The following is a 20198-nucleotide window of genomic DNA, read 5'->3' on the forward strand; positions in this document are numbered from 1 at the left end:
TTGATTTTAGAAACTCAGTGAAGCACCAAATACGAAAGCATCGTTGCTGTTGTCGCCTTGGTTACGGTACTCAAAGTATGGTTGCACGCCGTCACGGGTCCAGGTTGCACGAAGCTCGTGGTCCATTGAATTGTCTTTCTTAAGACCTTTGGCATCTTTGTCACCAGCATACATGTAAACGTTGTTGTAGCTCAGTGCGACATCGCTGTTCACTGCGTAGGCAACGCGGGTGTCAAAACGCCAGTCGGTGTCATTACCGCTTTCTTCGTGGATGTGGGCACGGGTGCGGTTACTGATTTGTACACCGTTATCGAAGTTGTAGCCAATTTTTACCAAAGGGCGGTATTGAAGGGTGTCACCTTCATGTAGCAGATGCTGGTAACCCGCAGCGACCCAAAGATTCTCGTTAATGTTGAAAGCTTGTTCACCACCCACTGTGATGTAAGCCGAATCAGCATTATAAATTTCGCCGATCTGAATGCCGTCAAACTCGGTATAAACAGTCAGCCCACCTAGAGAGTTGTCAAAAGTATGGCCAGTCTCAAGTGTTGAGGTAGCGCTAGAACCATGGAATTCACCATCACTGTGGAATTGGATATTACCTGTGACATAAGATGAGGCCATCGCGCCTTGAGCCATAAGAAGTGCGGCAGAAGCAATCACTACACGTTTCATAAATTATCTCCTGGAAGGGAATAACTATTCCCCAAAAGTGTTGAACGATGCCTCACGCGTTATTGCGAAGAAATGGTTACTGGAACAATCAAACAACCATCACGCTTATTTTTAACAGCCCTGAATAAATGTTTAGGGCTGTAACTCCCTGCGTTTTTCTTTCCATAGGAAATAACAAGACAGCTAAAGCATCAAAAGGTGAATCAGAATATTGCGAGTGAATATTTTGTTTCGTGACCAAATTAATTGATGAAACTTAACGCTTCCTGAACGGATTTTCGGTAACCATAGTTACTATAAATGTGTGATTGGCTTCACCTTATAGTCGGTCAATATTTTGATTTCAATCAATGGAGGGGGTGGCATAAATATGTTGGGGTATAGAGCGCGGAATTTCACTTTGCCTTGTTCATTAGGCACAAAAAAGCCAGACTTCTGTCTGGCTTTTTTAGATGGAATTAGTAGTTGTTCCAACTGACTTTCACACCGTCGCTGCTTGGCTTGCGACGTGAATTGTTGGATTTGCGATTATTCGGCTTAGCCTTATTTGAGTTTGGTTGGCTTGCATTGCCATTGCCAGCGCGGCGCGGTTTACCTTCACCGTTGTTCGTGCGATTGCCAGTATTGTTACCCGCTGGCTTTTGGCCCTGCTGTCCGCCATTACGAGGCTTACCTTTATACGGCTTTTTCTTCTGTGGCGCTTTGTCGTTGTTTGGCTGACCGTTGTTGGCTTTTGTCGCACCTGATTTAGGTGCTGCTTTTGCCTCTCCGTTTTGCGCTTTTGTTTTTTTAGGTTTTTTCGGTTTCTTTGGTTTGATAGGGCGAGTATCCAGCGCCTTATCTGGCAGTGCGCTGGTTGGTTTGAAACCTTCCAATTCTTCGCGGCGTAACAGCTGTTGAATCAAACGCTCGATGCCAAACAGATCATCCGCTTCGTCCGCACACACCAGTGAAACTGCTTTGCCGGGTTCACCAGCGCGACCAGTACGACCGATGCGGTGAACATAATCTTCCGCTACGTGTGGAATTTCAAAGTTTACGACTTGTGGCAGCTGTGGAATGTCGATACCACGGGCTGCAATGTCAGTAGCAACCAACACGCGAACGTCACCGGATTTAAAGTCAGCCAGCGCTTTAGTACGGGCGCTTTGGCTCTTGTTTCCGTGAATAGGCGCAGCAGTGATGCCTTCATCGTTCAGGAAGTGGGAAAGCTTATTGGCGCCGTGCTTGGTGCGGGTGAATACCAGTACCTGTTTCCAGTCGCCATCTTTAATCAGCTTTGCCAGCATGGCTGGTTTCTTTTTCTTGTCCGCTGGGTAGATCCATTGCTCAACAGTGCGAGCTGTTGAGTTCGCAGGCGTTACAGAAATCTCCACAGGGTTGTTAACCAAGCCTTTCGCCAGGTCGCGGATTTCATCAGAGAAAGTTGCAGAGAAAAGCAGGTTCTGTCTGTTCTTCGGCAGCAGATCGAGGATCTTTTTGATGTCGCGGAAGAAGCCCATATCCAGCATGCGGTCTGCTTCATCCAATACAAGCACTTCAAGCTGCGAGAATTTCACCGCGTTTTGCTGATAAAGGTCCAACAGACGACCAGGAGTCGCCACCAGAATATCCGTACCTTTGCGAAGGTTCATCATTTGAGGATTAATCTTCACGCCGCCGAAAACTACGCTGGAGCGCAGGCGAAGGTGGCGGCTATAAACCACTGCATTTTCGTGTATCTGTGCCGCCAACTCGCGGGTTGGGGTCAGGATCAGTGCACGAATGTGATTCGGACGCGTACGCGAACCTTCGCTCAAACGCTCAAGGATCGGCAGAACGAAGCCCGCGGTTTTACCTGTACCTGTCTGCGCAGCGGCCATGACGTCCTTTCCTTCCAGAACAGCAGGGATTGCCTGAGCCTGAATAGGAGATGGTGTGTCGTAACCTTTTTCCTGAATAGCACGAAGGATTGGCGCAGAAAGACCTAGATCGGTAAAACCCATAAATTAACTTCTCGGTAAGTGAGTGCCCAAAAACGGGCTCGGTCGGCAAGTGTGCCGAAGACCGGGACAAAGGGGCGCTATTCTGCGCTTTTACCTTGGATAGGGCAATGAATATCTGAAAATGGCCAGACTGGGGTATACCCAAACAACCTGAAGATGCACGCATTCAGAGGTCATCAATGCGTTCAATTCGAGGCAAATTTCGCGAGGAATAGTGGTTCTATTTCCGTGGAATTTAACGAAGAAGTGGGCGCATTGAGGGCCTCCCTTCGGGCGAGTTGACTGACGCCGTGCTCTTTGTTGTTCCTTTTTGATGGAGATGACTACACCGGCAAAGGAACGCCGCGATCACAACGCCAGTCAATCTCGCTGAATCCTGCATCTTCAGGTTGCTTGGGTATTTGTATGTGACGATTTACGGGCTTGGTTAGTCGGAATTCGTAGTACTGCATCAAGGATAAGACGTTGACGATCAGTGCGCTAGATATACTCAGTTGAATATCCATCCGGGCCTATCCTATGCAGAAACCTTCCCATTTACTTATCGCATGCAATGAATGTGGATTAGTTTCTGCCATTCCTCATATGGAAGGCAGCAGCAAAGCGAGTTGCCCTCGATGCGGGCATACACTGGTGAGACAGGTCGAAAACAGTGCTTCCAAAGTACAGGCATACGGTACTTCCTGCCTTGTCATGCTGCTGCTGAGTTGTGTTTTTCCTTTTATGTCATTCAGTGCCAGTGGGATCAGCAACAAGATTTCATTGTTGGATGCGCTGGAGGTTTTTCATACTTTCGACAACAACGCGCTCGCCGCCATGCTGCTCATCACTATTATTGTTTTGCCTGCTATATACATCAGTCTTGTGATGTTCCTTTTTCATGTTGCGAGCAAATCTTCTAAGGGCAGGGAGGTGAACACACCGCCTTCATTGTTAAAACAACTTAGCCGCTTGGTATTTCGCGCAGAGATTTGGCTGCTGGTTGATATCTTCCTGGTTGGCGTGATTGTCAGCCTGGTGAAGATTGCCTCATTGGCAGACGTTGAGCTGGGTACCGCTTTCTGGGCTTACTGTGCTTACAGTGCGCTGGTCGTGTTTTTCTCCCGGGCGATTGATAAAGAATGGCTGTGGGAAAACCTGTTTCCAACCTATACCAGTGGAGACGTTAAACCGGGTGATACACACCTCTCGGGGAACCACATTGGTTGTCGTGTCTGCCAACAAATCAACGCACCTCATCACAAACATTGTCAGCGCTGCGACAGTCGACTTCATCCCTATAATCCAGCCATGAATGTAGGCTGGGCGTGCTCTTTTCTGGTTAGCGCAGTCATTTTCTACGTGCCAGCGAATCTTTATCCGATGATGTACACCGCCAGCCTTGGGAGCATTGAACGCTCTACCATCATGGATGGCGTTGTCCTGCTTTGGAACCTGGGGTCTTACCCCATCGCTGCCATCATCTTTATTGCCAGCGTATTCGTGCCCATGACCAAAATGCTGATCATGGTATGGCTGCTGAGAGCTGCAAATAGCGGTGTGGCAGAAGACAGTGACGCACTTAAAAAGCTCAAATACTACCGCTTTACCGAACTCATTGGTCGATGGTCAATGATTGATGTCTTTGTGGTCGCCATTCTTTCCGCCTTGGTCAATCTCAAAGGGCTGATGAGCATTAGCCCTGGCCCCGCAGCATTCTATTTTGCGCTGGTGGTGTTTTTCACCATGTGTGCCGCATTGATTTTTGACCCCCGTGTATTCTGGGGACCGCTTAAACATCGTGACGCAGCAAGCACATCACCAGTCTTACATGACGCTGTATAACAACGAAAAACAAGAGATAACAACGTATGAGTGATGAAGAACAAGTCACCGCAAAAGTGAAAAAAGGACGCTCCTTTTCTGCGGTTTGGATTCTGCCGATAGTGTCTCTGGCTGTGGGTATTTGGATGTTTTACCAATACGAGAGTAATCAAGGCACCTTAATCACTTTGCACGTTCAAACGGCAGATGGCTTAGAAGCGGGTAAAACAGAAATTCGTGCCCGTGATGTCAAAGTCGGCGTAGTGACAGATGTTCAGCTCAATAGTGATTATTCCGCCATTGTCGTTAAAGCAAGGATGGATAAGACCGCAGATCGTATGCTTCGGCAAGATGCGACCTTTTGGGTTGTGAAACCACGTATCGGTAAGGAAGGGGTTTCGGGACTCAGTACTTTGCTTTCAGGGGCATATATTTCGCTGCGGCCGGGTGTGTCAAAAGAATCTCAGGATACATTTACTGTGCTTGAAGTGCCTCCCATTGCACCGCCAGATGCAAAAGGGCTTCGACTTGTGCTGACTTCACCAAAAGCCGGGAAGCTCTCGGTGGGGGATCCTGTGCTTTTCGAAGGTTACACCGTTGGTCGCGTTGAACGGGTCGGTTTTGATTTAGAGAAAGAAAAGGCGACATACCAGCTTTTCATTTTCCAGCCTTACGATGCATTAATTCAGAGTGAAACTCGTTTCTGGCTAACGTCCGGGCTAGATATTCGCCTCAATGCCCAAGGTTTTGCGGTGCAAATTGCTTCGCTTGAATCTCTTGTGAGTGGTGGGGTGAGCTTTGGTGTGCCGGATGGGCAAGCGAAAGGGTATCCCATTACTGAACAAATGACGCTGTTTAAGCTCTATGACGATCTAAAACAGGTTCAGAATCAGATGTTCGACAACTATCTGGAATACGCGTTGCTGTTCAGCGAATCCGTCCGCGGATTGAACCCAGGCGCACCTGTGGAGTATCGAGGTGTCCGAATCGGCACTGTGAAAAAGGTGCCGCTTCATCTTACGGATAAAAAGCGGGGCTTTGCTTCCAAGCAAATTCCTGTGCTTATTCACATCGAGATCGAGCGCATTCTTGAACCGGACGTGGAAATCACGCCGTCTGAGTTGAAAGAAGCGTTTGCCGCCGAGTTTAAGCATGGGCTTCGCGCAACATTGAAAACCGGGAACTTGTTAACAGGTGCGCTTTATATCGACACCGACTTTTTCCCTGATGAGGCCAACAGTGAGTTTTTAACAAGCTATCGCGGGTATGACTTTTTCCCTTCCGTATCTGGTGGTTTCGCTCAATTTCAACGTCAGATTGGCAGCATTCTTAACAAGATTAATAAGCTTCCCGTTGAAGGTGTGTTGACCTCTCTTGAGGAAACGTTGGACGCTTCGCAGGAAACGATGGCGACACTGAACTCGGCTGGTAAAGAGCTGGATGGATTGATTCAACGTCTAGATGGCTTGCTTGCTCAGGACGGCGCCCAAAACCTTCCTCAAGAATTGAGAGAAACGTTGGAAGAACTTCAGCGAACCCTACGTGGCTTCAACCCGGATTCAGAGTCTTATCAAAAACTTCAGGAAGCGCTGACAGGTTTTAATGACGCGATGGACGGATTTAGCCCGCTAATGAAAAAGCTTAACCAGAAGCCAGATTCTCTGATATTCGGTGAAAGCCAACTTTCTGATCCTATTCCAGTGAAAGGAGACCGCTAATGAAGAAGCCTTTGCTTGGATTGCTTTTCGCCGCTTTGTTGGCAGGGTGCAGTAGCACGCCGGATTTAGCGACCAAAACCTATCTGCTTCCAAAAGCAAAATCCTCAGATGCTGCATTGAGGAAAAGTCAGCCAATATTGTTGATCCAAACTGTGAAAGTGGCTGGGTATTTGGCGGGCGAGGGGATTGCGTACCAAACCTCCGACACTGAGATTGTTATTGCCCAGAACAACCTTTGGGGAGAAAGCCTGTCGCAGCAAGTGACTGAGCGTTTGGTCAACCAACTGCGAACGTATCAGACAGATTATTGGCCTATGTACCCGAATGCATCATTGAATAGTGTGGAAATGCCCAGACTTCAGGTAAACATCAATCGCTTTGATGGAGACTATTTGGGCAATGCCACCGTGGCAGGTGATTGGGTCTTATTGGGAGCCGATGGAGATGTGATTGAGTCCCGAGCTTTCTATGCGCAAGAACCTCTGGAAGATGAAGGGTATCAGTCCTTGGTGAATGCACTGTCAAAAGCGCTGGACTCCATGGTTAGGAACATTGGCTTTGATCTCAATAAAGTGTCGTTTCGCTAATCAAAGTCATAGGATGACTGTCATCTCACTGTCATAATTCATCCCCAAGATCCTGCACCGAAAAATAAAATTAGGGAGATTCGGATGACACATCCAACTTGGGAATTGCCGGTAGAGTCTGGCGCATTAATTTTGACCCCTTGCCCGGGAACCAAAGAGATTTCGCTGTTGAAGAGCCTTCAGCAGCTCAAAGCGCAGGGCGCGACGGCAGTTGTGACTGCGATTAACGAAGAAGAAATGGCATCCAAAGGCGTTGAACAACTGGGTGAACTGGTTCAGGAACTCGGTATGAAGTGGTTCCACATCGTTATTGAGGACGATGAAGCCCCAGACGCTACCTTCATGGCGAAGTGGGAAGCGAGCCAATCTGAATTACATGAAGCGATCGCAAACGGTGACAAGGTTGTCATGCACTGCATGGGTGGTTCAGGCCGCACCGGTTTGCTGGCTGCGCACTTATTGCTAGAGCGCGGTTGGGAGCTGGAAGATATTATTCGTGACGTTCAGGCGCTTCGTCCGGGCGCGTTCACCAAACAGCCTCAAATCGATTATATCCACGCTTTTGTGAGTAAGTGATACCTCAAGGGCGGTTCACATAAAGCCGCCCTTTACTTTTCTCTGCTATCAATCTTGATGACTGATTCCGTCTGTTAACTCACCACTATAACCTCTCAACCCATCCAGATAATTTCTGTCTATGTATGGAAAGTCATACCATTCAAGAAAGAAATACATATTTTTCAATGAAAATTACTGTCAAGTTGTAAGAACGATTACATTGTTTCTAATGCACTGAAAATTAGACGTTAAAACACCCGTGCTTTTTTCAGCGCTTGCCTGCTAAGACTGTCCGACTCTTGCTTTTGCGACACGCCAAACTTTGATAGTTAGCCATCATCCTTTGTGTATTGCAGCACTGATACTGTGTCTGTAGTGGCATATCTCCCGCACGATGATTTAGTCATTTTTAGTCGGGAGATCTGTCAGACCACTGTGCCGCTCCCAACGCCAGTTAAATCGATTTCTGTCATGGTTGAGGAGGTCACTCATGCCCGTTGCACTGACATATCCCGGCGTTTACATCCAGGAAATTCCCAGCGGCAGCCGCTCAATAAGTGGTGCTGCGACATCTATCGCTGCGTTTGTCGGTCGCTTTTCCCGAGGACCTTTGAACACACCGGTTCGTATGTTCCATGTCGGAGATTTTGACACCCATTTAGGGGGCGTTCACACCGACAGCGAAGTTAGCTATTCAGTGTCGCAATTTTTTACAAATGGCGGCGGCGAATCTATCGCGGTACGTATCGGAGGTGGGACAAACGGCAGTGCATCCGTTCAAAGCTGGAATGGTGGTACGACATTGGTGTTTAACGCCGGACGCCAGTTCCAGGGACAATCGGTGACTGACCCCGGTGGCTGGAACAATCACATCCGCATCGATATCGACTACCTGACGTCTGATCCGACTTCACTTTTCAATCTATCCGTTACCGAGATCAGACATGTCGATGGCCTTGAAGTGCCCGTTCGCAATGAAACTTATCGCAATGTCTCGATGGTCTCGACCCACACACGCTTCGTGCAAAACGTGGTGAATGATGACTCTGTGCTGGTTCAAATCCCTAATTTTGTCGGGACAGACATGCCCGCGCCAAGCGGTTTCTATTCAGATGTGCAGGACCCACTTCAATATGCCGGAGTGGCTGCCAACAATACGCTGCAAATTGATCTCGGGAACGGTGTCCACAACGTAGATGTTGATGCCACCACACCACCGACCACAGCAGCAGGCGCGGCGCTGATGCTGCAAAACGCCATTCGTGATACGCGACCTGCCGACCCACTTTGGGCGCAATGCCTGGTGGTGGTTCGGGGCGACAGATTGGCGATTTTCAGCGGCAGAAACAGCACTCAATATCGGGCCGGGCAGGTTATCTCGATTGCCGAATCGGCCGGTGACTTCGGTACCGTGATGGGTTTGGTAGGCGCAGGTGCAAGGGCAAATGTCCAGCAGTACGCGATGAACACAGCGGCACCTGCGGGATTCCAAAGCGCGGCGACTGCGGGCGCAGCAGAAGACCTTTCTCTGCTTTCCAACGCGCAGCAAGCAGCGCAATTCCGTGGTAACCGCAATGCCAGAACCGGTATATACGCGTTGGAAGATGTTGATATTTTCAATCTGCTGCTGATACCGGAAGCGTCAGATCTGAACAGCGGTAATGTCGCGGACATGTCGAGCGTGATTAGCCCAGCGATTGCTTACTGTGAAGAGCAACGTGCATTCATGCTGATTGATCCGCCAGAGAATGTGAACAGCGCTGAAGAAGCCATTGAGTGGCTGGATGAGGTGGCAGGAGCAGGTCTGCGTCACCGTAACACAGCCGCTTACTATCCTCGTGTTCAGGTGCCTGACCCCAATAACGACAATCGCTTACGGACCATAGCCCCAAGTGGTACTGTCGCCGGTGTATATGCCCGCCGTGATTCAGAAGCTGGGATTTGGACGGCAGCAGCGGGCATTACTGCCAGCCTTCGCAATGTGATTAGCTTCAATCATAACCTCACCAACAATGAGATCGGACAGCTCAATCCCATCGGTTTGAATTGTCTGCGAAATGGCGGCATTAGCGGCAATATCGTCTGGGGTGCTCGAACTCTGCGAGGTGCCAACGAGCTGGCCTCAGAGTGGACGTATGTTCCTGTTCGCCGTACTGCGCTTTTCATCGAAGAATCCCTTTTCCGCGGTCTGCAATGGTCGCTGTTTATGCCGAATGACGAACCTTTGTGGTCGGAAATTCGCATTGCCGTTACCAGCTTTATGCAGGGGCTATTCCGTCAGGGGGCGTTTCAGGGCAGTGCGCCGGAACAGGCTTATCTGGTGAAGTGTGATGCCGAAACGACCACACAAGCCGATATCGACGCCGGTATCGTCAATGTACTGGTGGGCTTTGCGCCCCTCAAGCCTGCGGAATTTGTCGTCGTCAGTCTGCAACTGATGAACAACAGTGGAAGCTAAACTCTCCCGCCGATGGCGTTGGTCATCGGCGACTTCAATGAATTCTATGGACATGTAGCGAGGGGGCGTTATGTCTCAGCTCAACGTGAACGGTCAACGGGTTGTGCCGTATCCCGGGTACAAATTCATCATCAAGGAAGCCGGTGGTGAAGTGTTGGCGGCGGTGCAGAAAGTTTCTGGTCTCAGCCGCACGGTGGAAGTCAATGAATACCGCGCAGGTGGCGATCCATCACACACGCGCAAGTCGCCAGGGCAGGTGAAATTTGAAGCCATCACTCTAGAACGTGGTGTGACGGAAAATCTGCAATTCGAACAGTGGGCGAATAAGGTTTGGCGAATCGGCACTGAGCCCGGCGGTGAAGTATCGCTGGCAGATCTCCACAAAAACCTGATTCTGGAAGTGATGAATGAAGCTGGCCAGAAGGTGCTGAGTTACAGCATTTATCGTTGCTGGGTATCGGAGTACAAAGCGCTGCCTGGACTCGATGCTTCCAGTTCAGCGTTCATGATTCAATCCATCAAAATCGAAAACGAAGGCTGGGAGCGTATGACGGTGACGCCAGCGCAAGAGCCAAGTTTCGTTCATCCGGAACAGTGAGTAGACGCTGATGGGCATGGTATTGCAGGCATTGAATGATAATCGTCAGGTGGAAGTCTGGGAAGCTGCTTCTGCAAGTCGAGCGCAGGAGCGAGCGGCGCTTCTGGCGGGGGCGTTTGTGCCTGATTCGCTGAAGCCTTCATTGCCTGATTGGACGGTTGCTGGCCGTGATCATTTATTGATGCTTGCGTACCAGCGCCAGTTTGGCGATGCCATTGAAGTAGAAGCGGCGTGCAGTGCCTGTGGAGAGAAAACCAAACTCTCATTTACTGTTTCGCAAATCCTGAATACCGCCTCACCAGAGCTCTCCAATGCGTGGAATGCGGTACAGGCTTCTCTGGATACGGATGCGTACCTCCCGGCTTATCACGACACGGATCTTGAAGGGATCCCTTGTCAGTTTCGTCTTCCTCGTATTGCGGATTTAAGCATGCTGGATAACAGCGAAGCCATGATGTTTCAATTCGCACAGCGAGTGATCGACCCCGAAGGTTTCCAACAAATTCGCGCTGCGCTGGCTGAGAGGGATAATCCAGAAGGTGCTTGGGAGGCGCTGTTCAAACAGATTGAACAGCAAATGCTGGCCTGTGAGCCTCTTTCCATTGTGTCACTAAATTCGGCTTGTCCGGAGTGCGGTGCGCAAACCTTGCATCAATTTGATATTGCCAGCCAGTTCTGGGCACAGCTCTCTGCCAGTGTTGAGAAACAGCTTTGGGATGTGCATTTGCTCGCGTCCGCATACGGTTGGTCCAGCCAGGATATTCTCACCATGAGCCCAGCCCGTCGCCGTCGCCACATTGCGATGATTATCGAGTGAGGAGGGGAGTGCGATGAGTCGAGGTCTCAGCCAATTTCTTCGCCGCAATGTCTCCGGTGAGCAATCGCTTAAACCTGTAGTGCATTCCTATTACTCCCACGCGGGAGAGACCATATCGAACACAGGGGCAGACTCTGCAAGTGACAGTGTCACTGAATGGCTAACGCCCGAGCTGACAAATTCGAAGGTCGAGCGAACTCAAAACCAGCACAGTGAAACCTCTCCGGCAGCCACATCAAACAATTCATTGTCGCAACGTATTGATAAAAATATTGAAACTGGCTTTTACAGGGAAGTTGACTCCTTACAGCTTCCAACGTCGCCAGATAGTCCCACTTCACCAGATAAGGTGATGAGTCACTCAATACAGAGTTCCAAAACGGATGTGCAGTTAACTTCCGATGAGCAAGACTCTTCAAACGTCGAGCGCCGGGGAATCACAGATAACCAGCCGACGAATTCCACTAACGTTGAGGCTCCCTCAAGTGATTTTAGTCACCCTGAGTCCAACAACACGACCCTCGCGGAGCTGAGGGATTTAGAGCAAGCGTCTCACTCTGTGGTGCCTGAAACTCAGCAACGGTCCGCTAAACGCCGTGACTTCACCAAGCAGGTGGCCGCGTCGATCTTAGGTAATGAATCGGATTCTACCCGAACCGACAACAAGATATCGGCTTCGCCCGTTGAATCAGCTCTTTCAGCAGAAAGTGAAGGGAGCCCACAAGACCATCTAGAAGTGTCTGTGACCATTGGTCATGTTTCCATTGTGCCAGCGCCAAAAGCGGCAGAGAAAAAAACGCCAAGCTGGAAGCCGCCAGTCAGCCTGAGTGATTACCTTCGTGAACGTCAGGAGGGCAAACGATGAGCAGCGCGCTGGCCATTGCTGGTATCACTCAACTTCTCCGGGATTTGCTGAATGATGGCTTGGTTGATCACGACGTGGCAACCATGGTCAACACCAATGTGCCTGTTCACGCGCTTCCACCCGACCAAATGTTGGCGCAAGAAGAAGACAATGCAACTGCGCTGAATGTTTTTCTTTATCACACCGAAGTCAACGCTGCCTGGGCAAACCAATGTTTGCCAACCCGAAACAGCGACGGCGATAGAATCAACAACACACCGCTGCCGCTGGATTTGTATTACATCGTGAGTGCGTATAGCACCGCTGATTTGCACAACGATGTATTGCTTGGCTATGCCATGCAAATTCTTCACGAGCATCCGGGGTTTACCCGCGCAGAAATTCAAACTGCGTTAAACCCTTCACCCGCGATTGCTGCGGGCCTTCCACCGCTTCTCCAAGCGCTGGCAGACACAGGTTTGGCTGATCAGGCTGAGGCGATTCGTATCGCGCCCCACCCAATGCCCGTGTCGGAAAAATCCGCGTTATGGAGCGCATTGCAAAGTCAGTATCGTCCCTCCGCCACTTACCGCGTATCAACCGTGTTGATGCAAGTTGAACAAGGCACGCGGGAAGCGCTTCCGGTATTGACCATTGGCCCCGGAAATACTGGGCCCGATGTCCAGCCAAGTCTGGTTCCGTCAGTTCCCCAACTGGCGCGCATTATCCCTCCCGCCTTGCAGCCCAGTGCAAGGTTGGGAGATACCCTGGACACCGAAGGTTTTGCGCTGGATGGCGCGAATCCTCGATTTACGCTCTCGCATATCTCACAGGAGGTGGAACATACAATCAATGCAGAGGCGGGCGGAACAGCACGCGCGCAGTCAGTGACACTGCCGAATGCTGCAGCCAATTGGGCAGCAGGTATCTATTCACTTTTCTTTACTGCTGACGTTGGTGGTCAACCATTACAATCTAATCAACTTTCCGCCCAAATCGCCCCAGTGATGACCTTGCCGCCCACCAGTGTGGTGCGAAATGGTCAAACTGTGGTTGTCACGTTAAGCGTTACCCCGCATGTTCATCCCGGACAACAAGCCATGATGTGGCTCGGTTCAGAAGGGGCGACGGCGGAATCTGTCGCATTGGCGACAAACACCCTTGTTTTTATCTTCGGGCCACTGGCTGCAGGCAGTTACCCAGCCAGATTGCGTGTTGATGGTGTCGATAGCTGGTTTATCCTTCGCGACAGACCACCTGTTGCTCCTGACTTCACCCCTCGGGCACCGATTTTCGACCCGACTCAGGTAGTGGTGGTGCCATAATGTCTGAGTCCATCCAATTTTCTATTTCTGAGCAACAACAAGCCAAAGAGCTGCAATCTCTTGAGCGCTGGCAGGCGTTGAACAACGCTCATTTAGCCGCCTTGGTAGATTGGGCGCTCAAATTGCTGTCAGATGAAGACAGCACCACATCGTCGGAATCGGTTTCATCCATAAATGCTCGATTTCGTTCTGAAACCAAAGCGGGCAACCCGAGTTCAATCAATGTCTTGAATGATCAGTTTGGACTTAACGAAAGCGACCAGAGCGTATTGGCGTTGGTGGTTGCCGCAGCGCTTGAACCCTTGGTAGCAGAGCGTTGCGCGGTACTTTCCGGCAATCACTCAAATCCTTTTCCGACTGCGATACTTTGTGTATCACGGATTCCTGAATGTGACTGGAGCAGCTTTTCACCGCATTCCCCACTTCGTTACTGGTTGCTGGTGGAATGGCAGCCGTTAGGTTCTGGTGACGGAGTATTGAGTGCCGATGAGCGGGTGGTGAATTTTGCCCGAGGTCTTAGCTATATCGATGAACGCCTTTCCGTATTACTTGAGCCTGCCAATTCAGAATCTGCTGCTTCTCTTATGCCATCCCAGCGCCAACAGTTGGATGCCGCATTAAATTACCTTTCTCAAAGCCAGCGCTTCGAAATGAATAATACCTCGACCGTGTTTGAGCTTTTTGGTGATGATGCCTTTGCTAAGCGTACAATGGCGGTCTCTATTTCGACCGAATTAAATATCGGTTTGCAACGCATTAATGCCGCTAATCTACCTACACGAGCTAACGATTTAGATGCATTGGCAAGGCTGTGGCTGCGGGAAGCGAGCCTTTTACCCATGCTGCTATTGGTCGAAGAAGCGGACGATGCGCCAAAACAAAAGCTGGCAGCGCAGTTTGTCGAGAGATTGCGTGGATTGGTGTTGATTGAGACAGGTCACGCTTCTGCAGCCCTTTCAAGCAGAAGCTTTCCGCTTGAAGTGAAACGCCCCTCGGTGCAAGAGCAGGAATCGATATGGGCTGAGTTGCTCCCGGTTGACAAAAAGCAGCTTCCTGCAAGATTGGCCGAACAGTTTTCGATGAGCGAGCCAGACATTTTCCGTTCCGCTTCAGTGGCCGCTGCGCAAAGTGGCTCAGATAGCGACTCAGAATTTGAAAAAGCACTCTGGCAAATCTGCCAGCGCGGTGCGTCAACCGAGCTGTCAAAGCTCGCCCAACGTATCGAATGCAAAGCCAGTTGGAACAACCTGGTGTTACCGGAATCCCAAACCAAGATGTTGGAGCAGCTTGCTTCTCAGGTTGCTCTTCGCAGCCGTGTTTATCAGTCCTGGGGGTTTCGTGAACGCATGAGCCGGGGCATGGGCATTAGCGCCATGTTCAGCGGCGAAAGCGGGACAGGGAAAACCATGGCAGCAGAGGTGATTGCGAATACCCTGAACCTCGATCTTTACCGCATCGACCTTGCCAGTGTGATCAGCAAATATATCGGCGAAAGCGAGAAGCAAATGCGCGCCTTATTTCAGGCGGCTGAGCGCTGTGGAGCCATCCTCTTCTTTGATGAAGCTGATGCACTGTTTGGCAAGCGAAGCGAGGTGAAAAACAGCAATGATAGATTCGCCAATATTGGCATCGATGACTTGTTGCAACGGATTGAAATGTTCAACGGATTGGCGATTCTAGCCACCAATCTAAAATCCCAAATCGACAAAGCCTTTATGCGTCGTCTGCGCTTTGTGGTGGATTTCCCATTCCCTGCGCCAGCGGAAAGAGAGCGGATCTGGCGCTCTGTATTCCCGACCCAAACACCATTGGCTTCCGACGTTAACCCTGCTCGGCTTGCTCGACTTAACCTCACAGGCGGCAGCATTCACAACGTTGCACTGAATGGTGCGTTTCTCGCGGCGCAACACAATGAATCGGTGTCTATGCGGTGGCTGATGGAAGCGGCCGCGGCAGAGCTTCAAAAGCTGGAGCGTCCTATTAAAGCGGGGGACTTAGATTATGGCTGAGTTCTCCTCGCTACAACCGCAAAAATCCAATGCCGAGAAAGCGACCAATACCCCGCGTAACGGTTTTGTGATTCAGAAAAAATGCGGTTGTGGAAATGCAGCACCGACAGGAGGCACTTGTTCTGCTTGCGCTGCGAAAGCAGCAGCGAACAGTCCTGTATTGAAAAAGCCTGCTATCAGCACGAGTGCGACTCAACCTGATGGTGCTATTCCCCAATCGTTAAGAGAGCGTGCTGAACAGACCTTCGGTACTGCGCTGCCGGATGTGAATTTCTACACCGGTGGTACGGCGCAAAATTATGCCCGACAACTCGAGGCAAAGGCATTTACCGCAGGCAATGATGTCTATTTCGGTAGCGGATTCTATCGGCCTGATACACCGGAAGGCTTACGTTTGATTGGGCATGAGCTGACGCATGTGGTGCAGCAGCGTAGAGGACTGGCGTTTTCGAAGCTTCAAGGTGCGGGTGACACTTACGAGCAAGAAGCTGATCGGGGTGGTGATGCATTTGCTGCGGGTAAGCGCTTCAGTGTGTCGTCACCGCAAGGCTCGATCGGACGTTTCCCACAAAGGATGGGTGCGGCAGAGTCTGCGGAAGTCGTGGGCTCGGAATCACCTTCTCACGACCTTGAATTTCTCGGCGAGATGATGGAACAGTCTGAGGTTGAAAGCCTGTTTACTGATTTGCAGTCGCTGGAGACTCCAGAGAGCAAGCTCTATCTCATCCCAGAATCTGCGGTGGAATCTTTTGGCGATAACCGACCGCAGCCTTCGGCACCCATTCCTCAAGCTAAGTTGTTGGATGGCGTATCGCGACAGGGAAGACTTCCAGTAATCCAGCGGGCAATCGTAGCAGGTTGTAACGTGCCAACGATGACAATGGGTCAGATTGGCGTCGCTGCACACCGCCAGATTGGTGGGTTCTGTGGCGTACTTCACCAAGCGATATCTCCCACAACACCTTGTTTGGGAAATGGTCACCCCGGCTTTCAAATTCCCGGTTCAACGCGACCTGATATGGTTAAGCAATGGTCTCAAGGTCCTTTTGTTGATGAAGTTGGGGAAATCAAGCCTGCTTCTTGGTTAAACGGTCGTCAGGTTGATGCCGAAGCCCAGTTAAACCGCGATATAGCCAATTACCAGCGCATCATTGGCCCCGCAACCACCATGTGGTCTTACGCCTTTCCGACCATGCCATTTGTGGCGAACCCTTTGCAGAATATTGATGTTTGGCCTGCTGTGGGTGGTTCTGCTTCCAATGGTGTTTATTACTACCGATGCCGGAACACACGCAGAAGAAGAGCCCCGAGAAGAGTGCGAATCCGAGTTCGGTTACCGGTTCCGGTTTTGCTGCCGCGTACTGTTCCCAGAGTTGTCCCACAGCCAAACCCACATCCTGTGCCTTCACCAAGGCCTGCTCCGCGCCCAACACCAAGACCTGTGGAGCCGCCTTCAGAGCCTTGGCGTATGCCAGAGCTTCCCGAAATGCCGGATTTGCGCCCAGCCGTTAAACCTGTGGTTGCAGGGGCTGCTGCCGTTGGCATTGGTTATCTTATTTATCGCGGTGTTCGAATGATCCCATCATTAGCGCCACCGCTTTGGTGGACCATTCCTGGCAATCTCGCGGTGCCATAGGAGGATGAATGAAAGTCACGATTAGGTTCGATCAAATCGACATCGCTGAAAACGCCTCCTATCGCGAAATTTATCGCGTGATGTCTGATGCCGTTCGGGAAAACTGGCCGGGTATGACATCCGTTTCATCAGAACATCAAAGGCTGGCACAGCAGCAAGCTGCGGCTTCAGCGGCAAGGCAATTATCCCGGACTGTTGCAGCTAGGAGGGCGCGCTAAATGCTGTCTTCCCAACCTAACTACCTCAAAGCGGGAATTGTTCTTTTGGATCCACAAAGCGCGGAGCCAATGAGTGCCATTCCTTTGCTAATTAATCCGGACTCACTCAATACCCAGTTTGAGGTGAAATCACCATCGACCTCTGAAACCCGCAGTGAACAACTTCGTCTGAATGGTCCGCCAAAAGAAACCATTACGTTTGATGCCATTCTCGATGCGACAGATGCCATGTCACGCGGTGATGAGGACGCCGTGAAATACGGAATAGGGCATTACATCGCTGCGCTTCGTAGCCTGATTTCGCCCACCAAACGTCAGCTTCTAGACAATGACACGCTGGCGCGACAAGGCAAGCTCACCATTATTCCGATGACTCAGCCTTTGCCAGTGTTCAGTTGGGGATTGCGTCGGAGAATGCCTGTGAAAGTCGGTAGCCTTTCTGTGGCAGAAGAGTTTTTCAGCGCGCAGTTAAATCCGATTCGCGCCAAAGCCAGCCTGTCACTGCAAGTGTTGTCGGTCGATGATTTGGGCTTTGACCATCCTGCTTCGTCGCTCTTCCTTCATTACCTTGATGGCATCGAGAAGCAAGCAGCGAAAGTCATCAAACCAGCGGTTGATGGATGATTAGGGGCAAATAGCATGACTGATCTTACCCAGTACCTTCTCAGCAATACCGACGAAACCGCAGACTTTACGCCAAGCAGTCGTTATGCGGGCGCGCCTTTAAAAGTGATGACAGACAGCAATGGCACAGAGAAGGTCTTTGTCCGTCGCCGTTTCGTTCCCCAACCCGCGGCGGAAGGTACCGCACCCATGCTTTTGGGCAGGGAAGGAGACAGGTTGGATTTGCTGGGGGCAGCGTATTACTCGGAGCCATCGCGTTGGTGGCACATTGCTGATTCCAACCTGGAAGCCTATCCCGGTGATTTAGTAGCAACACCGGGCCGGAAAATTACCCTTTCTTCGGGCGATGGGGAGGGCTGATGTCTGAAGTAGTCATGAGCCTCTACATTGGCCCTGTTGCACCGGTTCCGGTTTCAAAAGCCGTTATCAACGCCTTTGTTTCCTGTGAAGTGCAATCCAAAACTGAGGGGCCTTCTGGTTTTCAGTTGGTGTTTGAGATCGACAATAATTCGCCGCTGCACACCATTTTCATGCTTGCCAGCAACAATCCGATCCCTCTGGTGCGCACCGTGATTACGGTAGAAATGCACGGCAAGCAGAGTGTGTTGATGGACGGTGTGATCACCCAACACAATGTCAGCCCTGCCAGCGCTCCGGGTGTGTCTCGGATGACGGTGACAGGAAGTGATTTGACGCATGTGCTCAGCTATCTCGATTTCAGCTTTATGCGCTTTCCCGCTATGCCGGACTTTGCCCGAATCAACTTGGTGCTGGCGAAGTATGCGTTCCTCGGGCTTGTCCCAAAAGTTATCCCGTCTGTGTTGATTGATGTGCCAGTACCGACAGACCGCATACCCACTCAGCAGGGAACCGATCTCGCCTATATCCAATCGCTGGCCGATCGCGTGGGGTACGTGTTCTACACAGAAACCACGGATACCGTTGGTGTGTCTGTCGCGTATTGGGGGCCGGATGTTCGTATCGGGAAAGTACAGAAACCGCTCAATGACGACTTGGATGCCAACCGAAATGTGACTTCGCTGTCTGGCTCATATGATGCGCAGGAAGCCTACATTCCGCTGATCACCATTCAGAATCCACAGACCAAAATGCCACTGACGATTCCAGTGCCAGACTTCAATCCACTCAATCCGCCATTGGGCTTGATTCGCCCCATCACTTTAAAAACCAAAAACATCTATGAAACCGCTAAATACTCACCGGTTCAGGCGGCCATGATCGGCATGGCGAAAGCGGCCCAATCCGCGGTTCGCGTGTTGAAAATGACAGGCTCGTTGGACGTGCTGGCTTACGGTTCTTTGTTGATGGCTAGGCGCTTGGTGTATGTGCGAGGTTCGAGCCCAGCATTCAATGGCATTCACTATGTGGAATCTGTTACCACCACCTTTAAGGAAGGCGAATTGAAGCAGGACTTTCAATTGAGTAGGGACGGTTTGCTGTCGACCGTTAACAGGGTGTCCGCATGACAACACCTCTTTACGGTAAATTCCGCGGCACCGTGGTCAACAATGTTGACCCAATGCAGCAAGGGCGGATCCTCGCCACGGTTCCCAGCGTGTCAGGCATGGTTCCCGGAAGCTGGTGTATGCCTTGTCTGCCTGTGTTGGGCTTGAACTCAGGAATTTTCTCGGTCCCACCTATTGGTGCAGGCGTGTGGATAGAGTTTGAACAAGGGGATGTGGATTACCCCATTTGGACGGGATGTTTTGCAGGTTCGCCTTCGGATGTACCGACGCTGGCGAGAACCGCAGTGCCGCCCATTTCTGCCATCACGCTGCAAACTATGGCGAAGAACGGCATCGTGATTTGCGATATCGGCGGGCCAATGGGCATGGGTGGTATCACGCTGCAAACAGCAACAGGGGCAACGCTGTCAGTGACTGACGCGGGCATTTTCATCAACAACGGCAAAGGGGCGCAGATATCGATGGTGGGACCAACCGTGGATATCAACAATGGCGCGTTAACCATCACCTAAGAGGAATGTAGCAATGCCAGGAGCGATTCTTCATGTTGGTGCCACAGTCACCTGCGCCCATGGTGGGCAGGCGACACCCACTGTGCCTAATCCGAGGGTGATGGTGTCGGGACAACCTACCGTGTTGCAAACCTCACCTTATGCCGTCGCCGGTTGTGCCATGCCACCGCCGAACGCTGGCAATGGTCCTTGTGTGACGGGGCAGTGGCTTTCAGGTTCAGTACGCGTTTTGTCATTGGGGCAGCCTTTCGCGTTACAAACGGGACAATCTGTTTGCGCACCCACTGGCACGCCTTTGCTCCCATCCGTGGTTCAAGCGCGTGTACTGGCGACCTAAGGGAGTG

Annotated in this window: 19 protein-coding genes; 17 read left to right on the plus strand and 2 right to left on the minus strand. The window is 50.9% G+C overall.

Going from position 1 to position 20198, the window contains the following annotated elements:
• Positions 1 to 6 precede the first annotated feature (6 nt).
• On the minus strand, positions 7 to 675 hold the full coding sequence (locus GCE9029_RS13770) for an oligogalacturonate-specific porin KdgM family protein (protein ID WP_062663848.1): 669 nt from the start codon (positions 673 to 675) through the stop codon (positions 7 to 9).
• 458 nt (positions 676 to 1133) lie between these two features.
• Positions 1134 to 2660 carry a DEAD/DEAH box helicase gene (locus GCE9029_RS13775; protein ID WP_062663852.1) on the minus strand — a complete coding sequence of 509 codons (1527 nt, stop codon included), beginning with the start codon at positions 2658 to 2660 and terminating at the stop codon, positions 1134 to 1136.
• Positions 2661 to 3179: 519 nt separating this feature from the next.
• On the opposite strand from GCE9029_RS13775, the gene GCE9029_RS13780 reads away from it, so the two are divergent.
• From GCE9029_RS13780 to GCE9029_RS13860, 17 genes are all read left to right on the plus strand, one after another.
• On the plus strand, positions 3180 to 4484 hold the full coding sequence (locus GCE9029_RS13780) for a paraquat-inducible protein A (protein WP_062663854.1): 1305 nt from the start codon (positions 3180 to 3182) through the stop codon (positions 4482 to 4484).
• 26 nt (positions 4485 to 4510) lie between these two features.
• Positions 4511 to 6181 carry an intermembrane transport protein PqiB gene (pqiB, locus tag GCE9029_RS13785; RefSeq protein ID WP_062663857.1) on the plus strand — a complete coding sequence of 557 codons (1671 nt, stop codon included), beginning with the start codon at positions 4511 to 4513 and terminating at the stop codon, positions 6179 to 6181.
• A complete protein-coding gene (locus tag GCE9029_RS13790) occupies positions 6181 to 6768 on the plus strand; it encodes a PqiC family protein (protein WP_062663859.1) in 588 nt (195 codons plus the stop codon). Before pqiB ends, GCE9029_RS13790 begins: the two co-directional genes overlap by 1 nt.
• An 84-nt stretch (positions 6769 to 6852) precedes the next feature.
• Entirely contained in the window at positions 6853 to 7344 is a 492-nt protein-coding gene (locus tag GCE9029_RS13795; RefSeq protein WP_062663861.1) for a cyclin-dependent kinase inhibitor 3 family protein, read from the plus strand.
• Between the two features lie 472 nt (positions 7345 to 7816).
• Positions 7817 to 9784 (plus strand): phage tail sheath family protein, encoded by a 1968-nt coding sequence (locus GCE9029_RS13800; protein WP_062663863.1) that lies wholly within the window; start codon positions 7817 to 7819, stop codon positions 9782 to 9784.
• Between the two features lie 70 nt (positions 9785 to 9854).
• Positions 9855 to 10382, plus strand: a complete 528-nt coding sequence (locus GCE9029_RS13805) for a phage tail protein (protein ID WP_002538811.1) — start codon at positions 9855 to 9857, stop codon at positions 10380 to 10382.
• 10 nt (positions 10383 to 10392) lie between these two features.
• On the plus strand, positions 10393 to 11199 hold the full coding sequence (locus GCE9029_RS13810; protein WP_062663865.1) for a T4 family baseplate hub assembly chaperone: 807 nt from the start codon (positions 10393 to 10395) through the stop codon (positions 11197 to 11199).
• 13 nt (positions 11200 to 11212) lie between these two features.
• Positions 11213 to 12064, plus strand: a complete 852-nt coding sequence (locus GCE9029_RS13815) for a hypothetical protein (protein WP_062663867.1) — start codon at positions 11213 to 11215, stop codon at positions 12062 to 12064.
• On the plus strand, positions 12061 to 13368 hold the full coding sequence (locus GCE9029_RS13820) for a Pvc16 family protein (protein WP_062663869.1): 1308 nt from the start codon (positions 12061 to 12063) through the stop codon (positions 13366 to 13368). Before GCE9029_RS13815 ends, GCE9029_RS13820 begins: the two co-directional genes overlap by 4 nt.
• On the plus strand, positions 13368 to 15377 hold the full coding sequence (locus GCE9029_RS13825; RefSeq protein WP_062663871.1) for an ATP-binding protein: 2010 nt from the start codon (positions 13368 to 13370) through the stop codon (positions 15375 to 15377). Before GCE9029_RS13820 ends, GCE9029_RS13825 begins: the two co-directional genes overlap by 1 nt.
• Complete coding sequence (locus GCE9029_RS13830) at positions 15370 to 17013, plus strand: eCIS core domain-containing protein (protein ID WP_062663874.1); 1644 nt, start codon at positions 15370 to 15372, stop codon at positions 17011 to 17013. The genes GCE9029_RS13825 and GCE9029_RS13830 overlap by 8 nt, the downstream gene beginning before the upstream one ends.
• Before the next feature lie 8 nt (positions 17014 to 17021).
• A complete protein-coding gene (locus GCE9029_RS13835) occupies positions 17022 to 17231 on the plus strand; it encodes a hypothetical protein (protein WP_062663877.1) in 210 nt (69 codons plus the stop codon).
• A complete protein-coding gene (locus tag GCE9029_RS13840; RefSeq protein ID WP_062663879.1) occupies positions 17232 to 17855 on the plus strand; it encodes a CIS tube protein in 624 nt (207 codons plus the stop codon).
• 15 nt (positions 17856 to 17870) lie between these two features.
• The gene (locus GCE9029_RS13845) at positions 17871 to 18215 is read left to right on the plus strand and encodes a hypothetical protein (RefSeq protein WP_062663882.1); all 345 of its coding nucleotides are present in this window, start codon (positions 17871 to 17873) and stop codon (positions 18213 to 18215) included.
• Positions 18215 to 19342 carry a hypothetical protein gene (locus tag GCE9029_RS13850; protein WP_062663891.1) on the plus strand — a complete coding sequence of 376 codons (1128 nt, stop codon included), beginning with the start codon at positions 18215 to 18217 and terminating at the stop codon, positions 19340 to 19342. Before GCE9029_RS13845 ends, GCE9029_RS13850 begins: the two co-directional genes overlap by 1 nt.
• Positions 19339 to 19854, plus strand: a complete 516-nt coding sequence (locus GCE9029_RS13855; protein WP_046303122.1) for a phage baseplate assembly protein V — start codon at positions 19339 to 19341, stop codon at positions 19852 to 19854. Before GCE9029_RS13850 ends, GCE9029_RS13855 begins: the two co-directional genes overlap by 4 nt.
• Before the next feature lie 13 nt (positions 19855 to 19867).
• Positions 19868 to 20191 (plus strand): hypothetical protein, encoded by a 324-nt coding sequence (locus GCE9029_RS13860; RefSeq protein WP_062663893.1) that lies wholly within the window; start codon positions 19868 to 19870, stop codon positions 20189 to 20191.
• Positions 20192 to 20198 lie beyond the last annotated feature (7 nt).

Source organism: Grimontia celer, assembly GCF_900055185.1.
In the GTDB taxonomy this organism is placed as follows: domain Bacteria; phylum Pseudomonadota; class Gammaproteobacteria; order Enterobacterales; family Vibrionaceae; genus Enterovibrio; species Enterovibrio celer.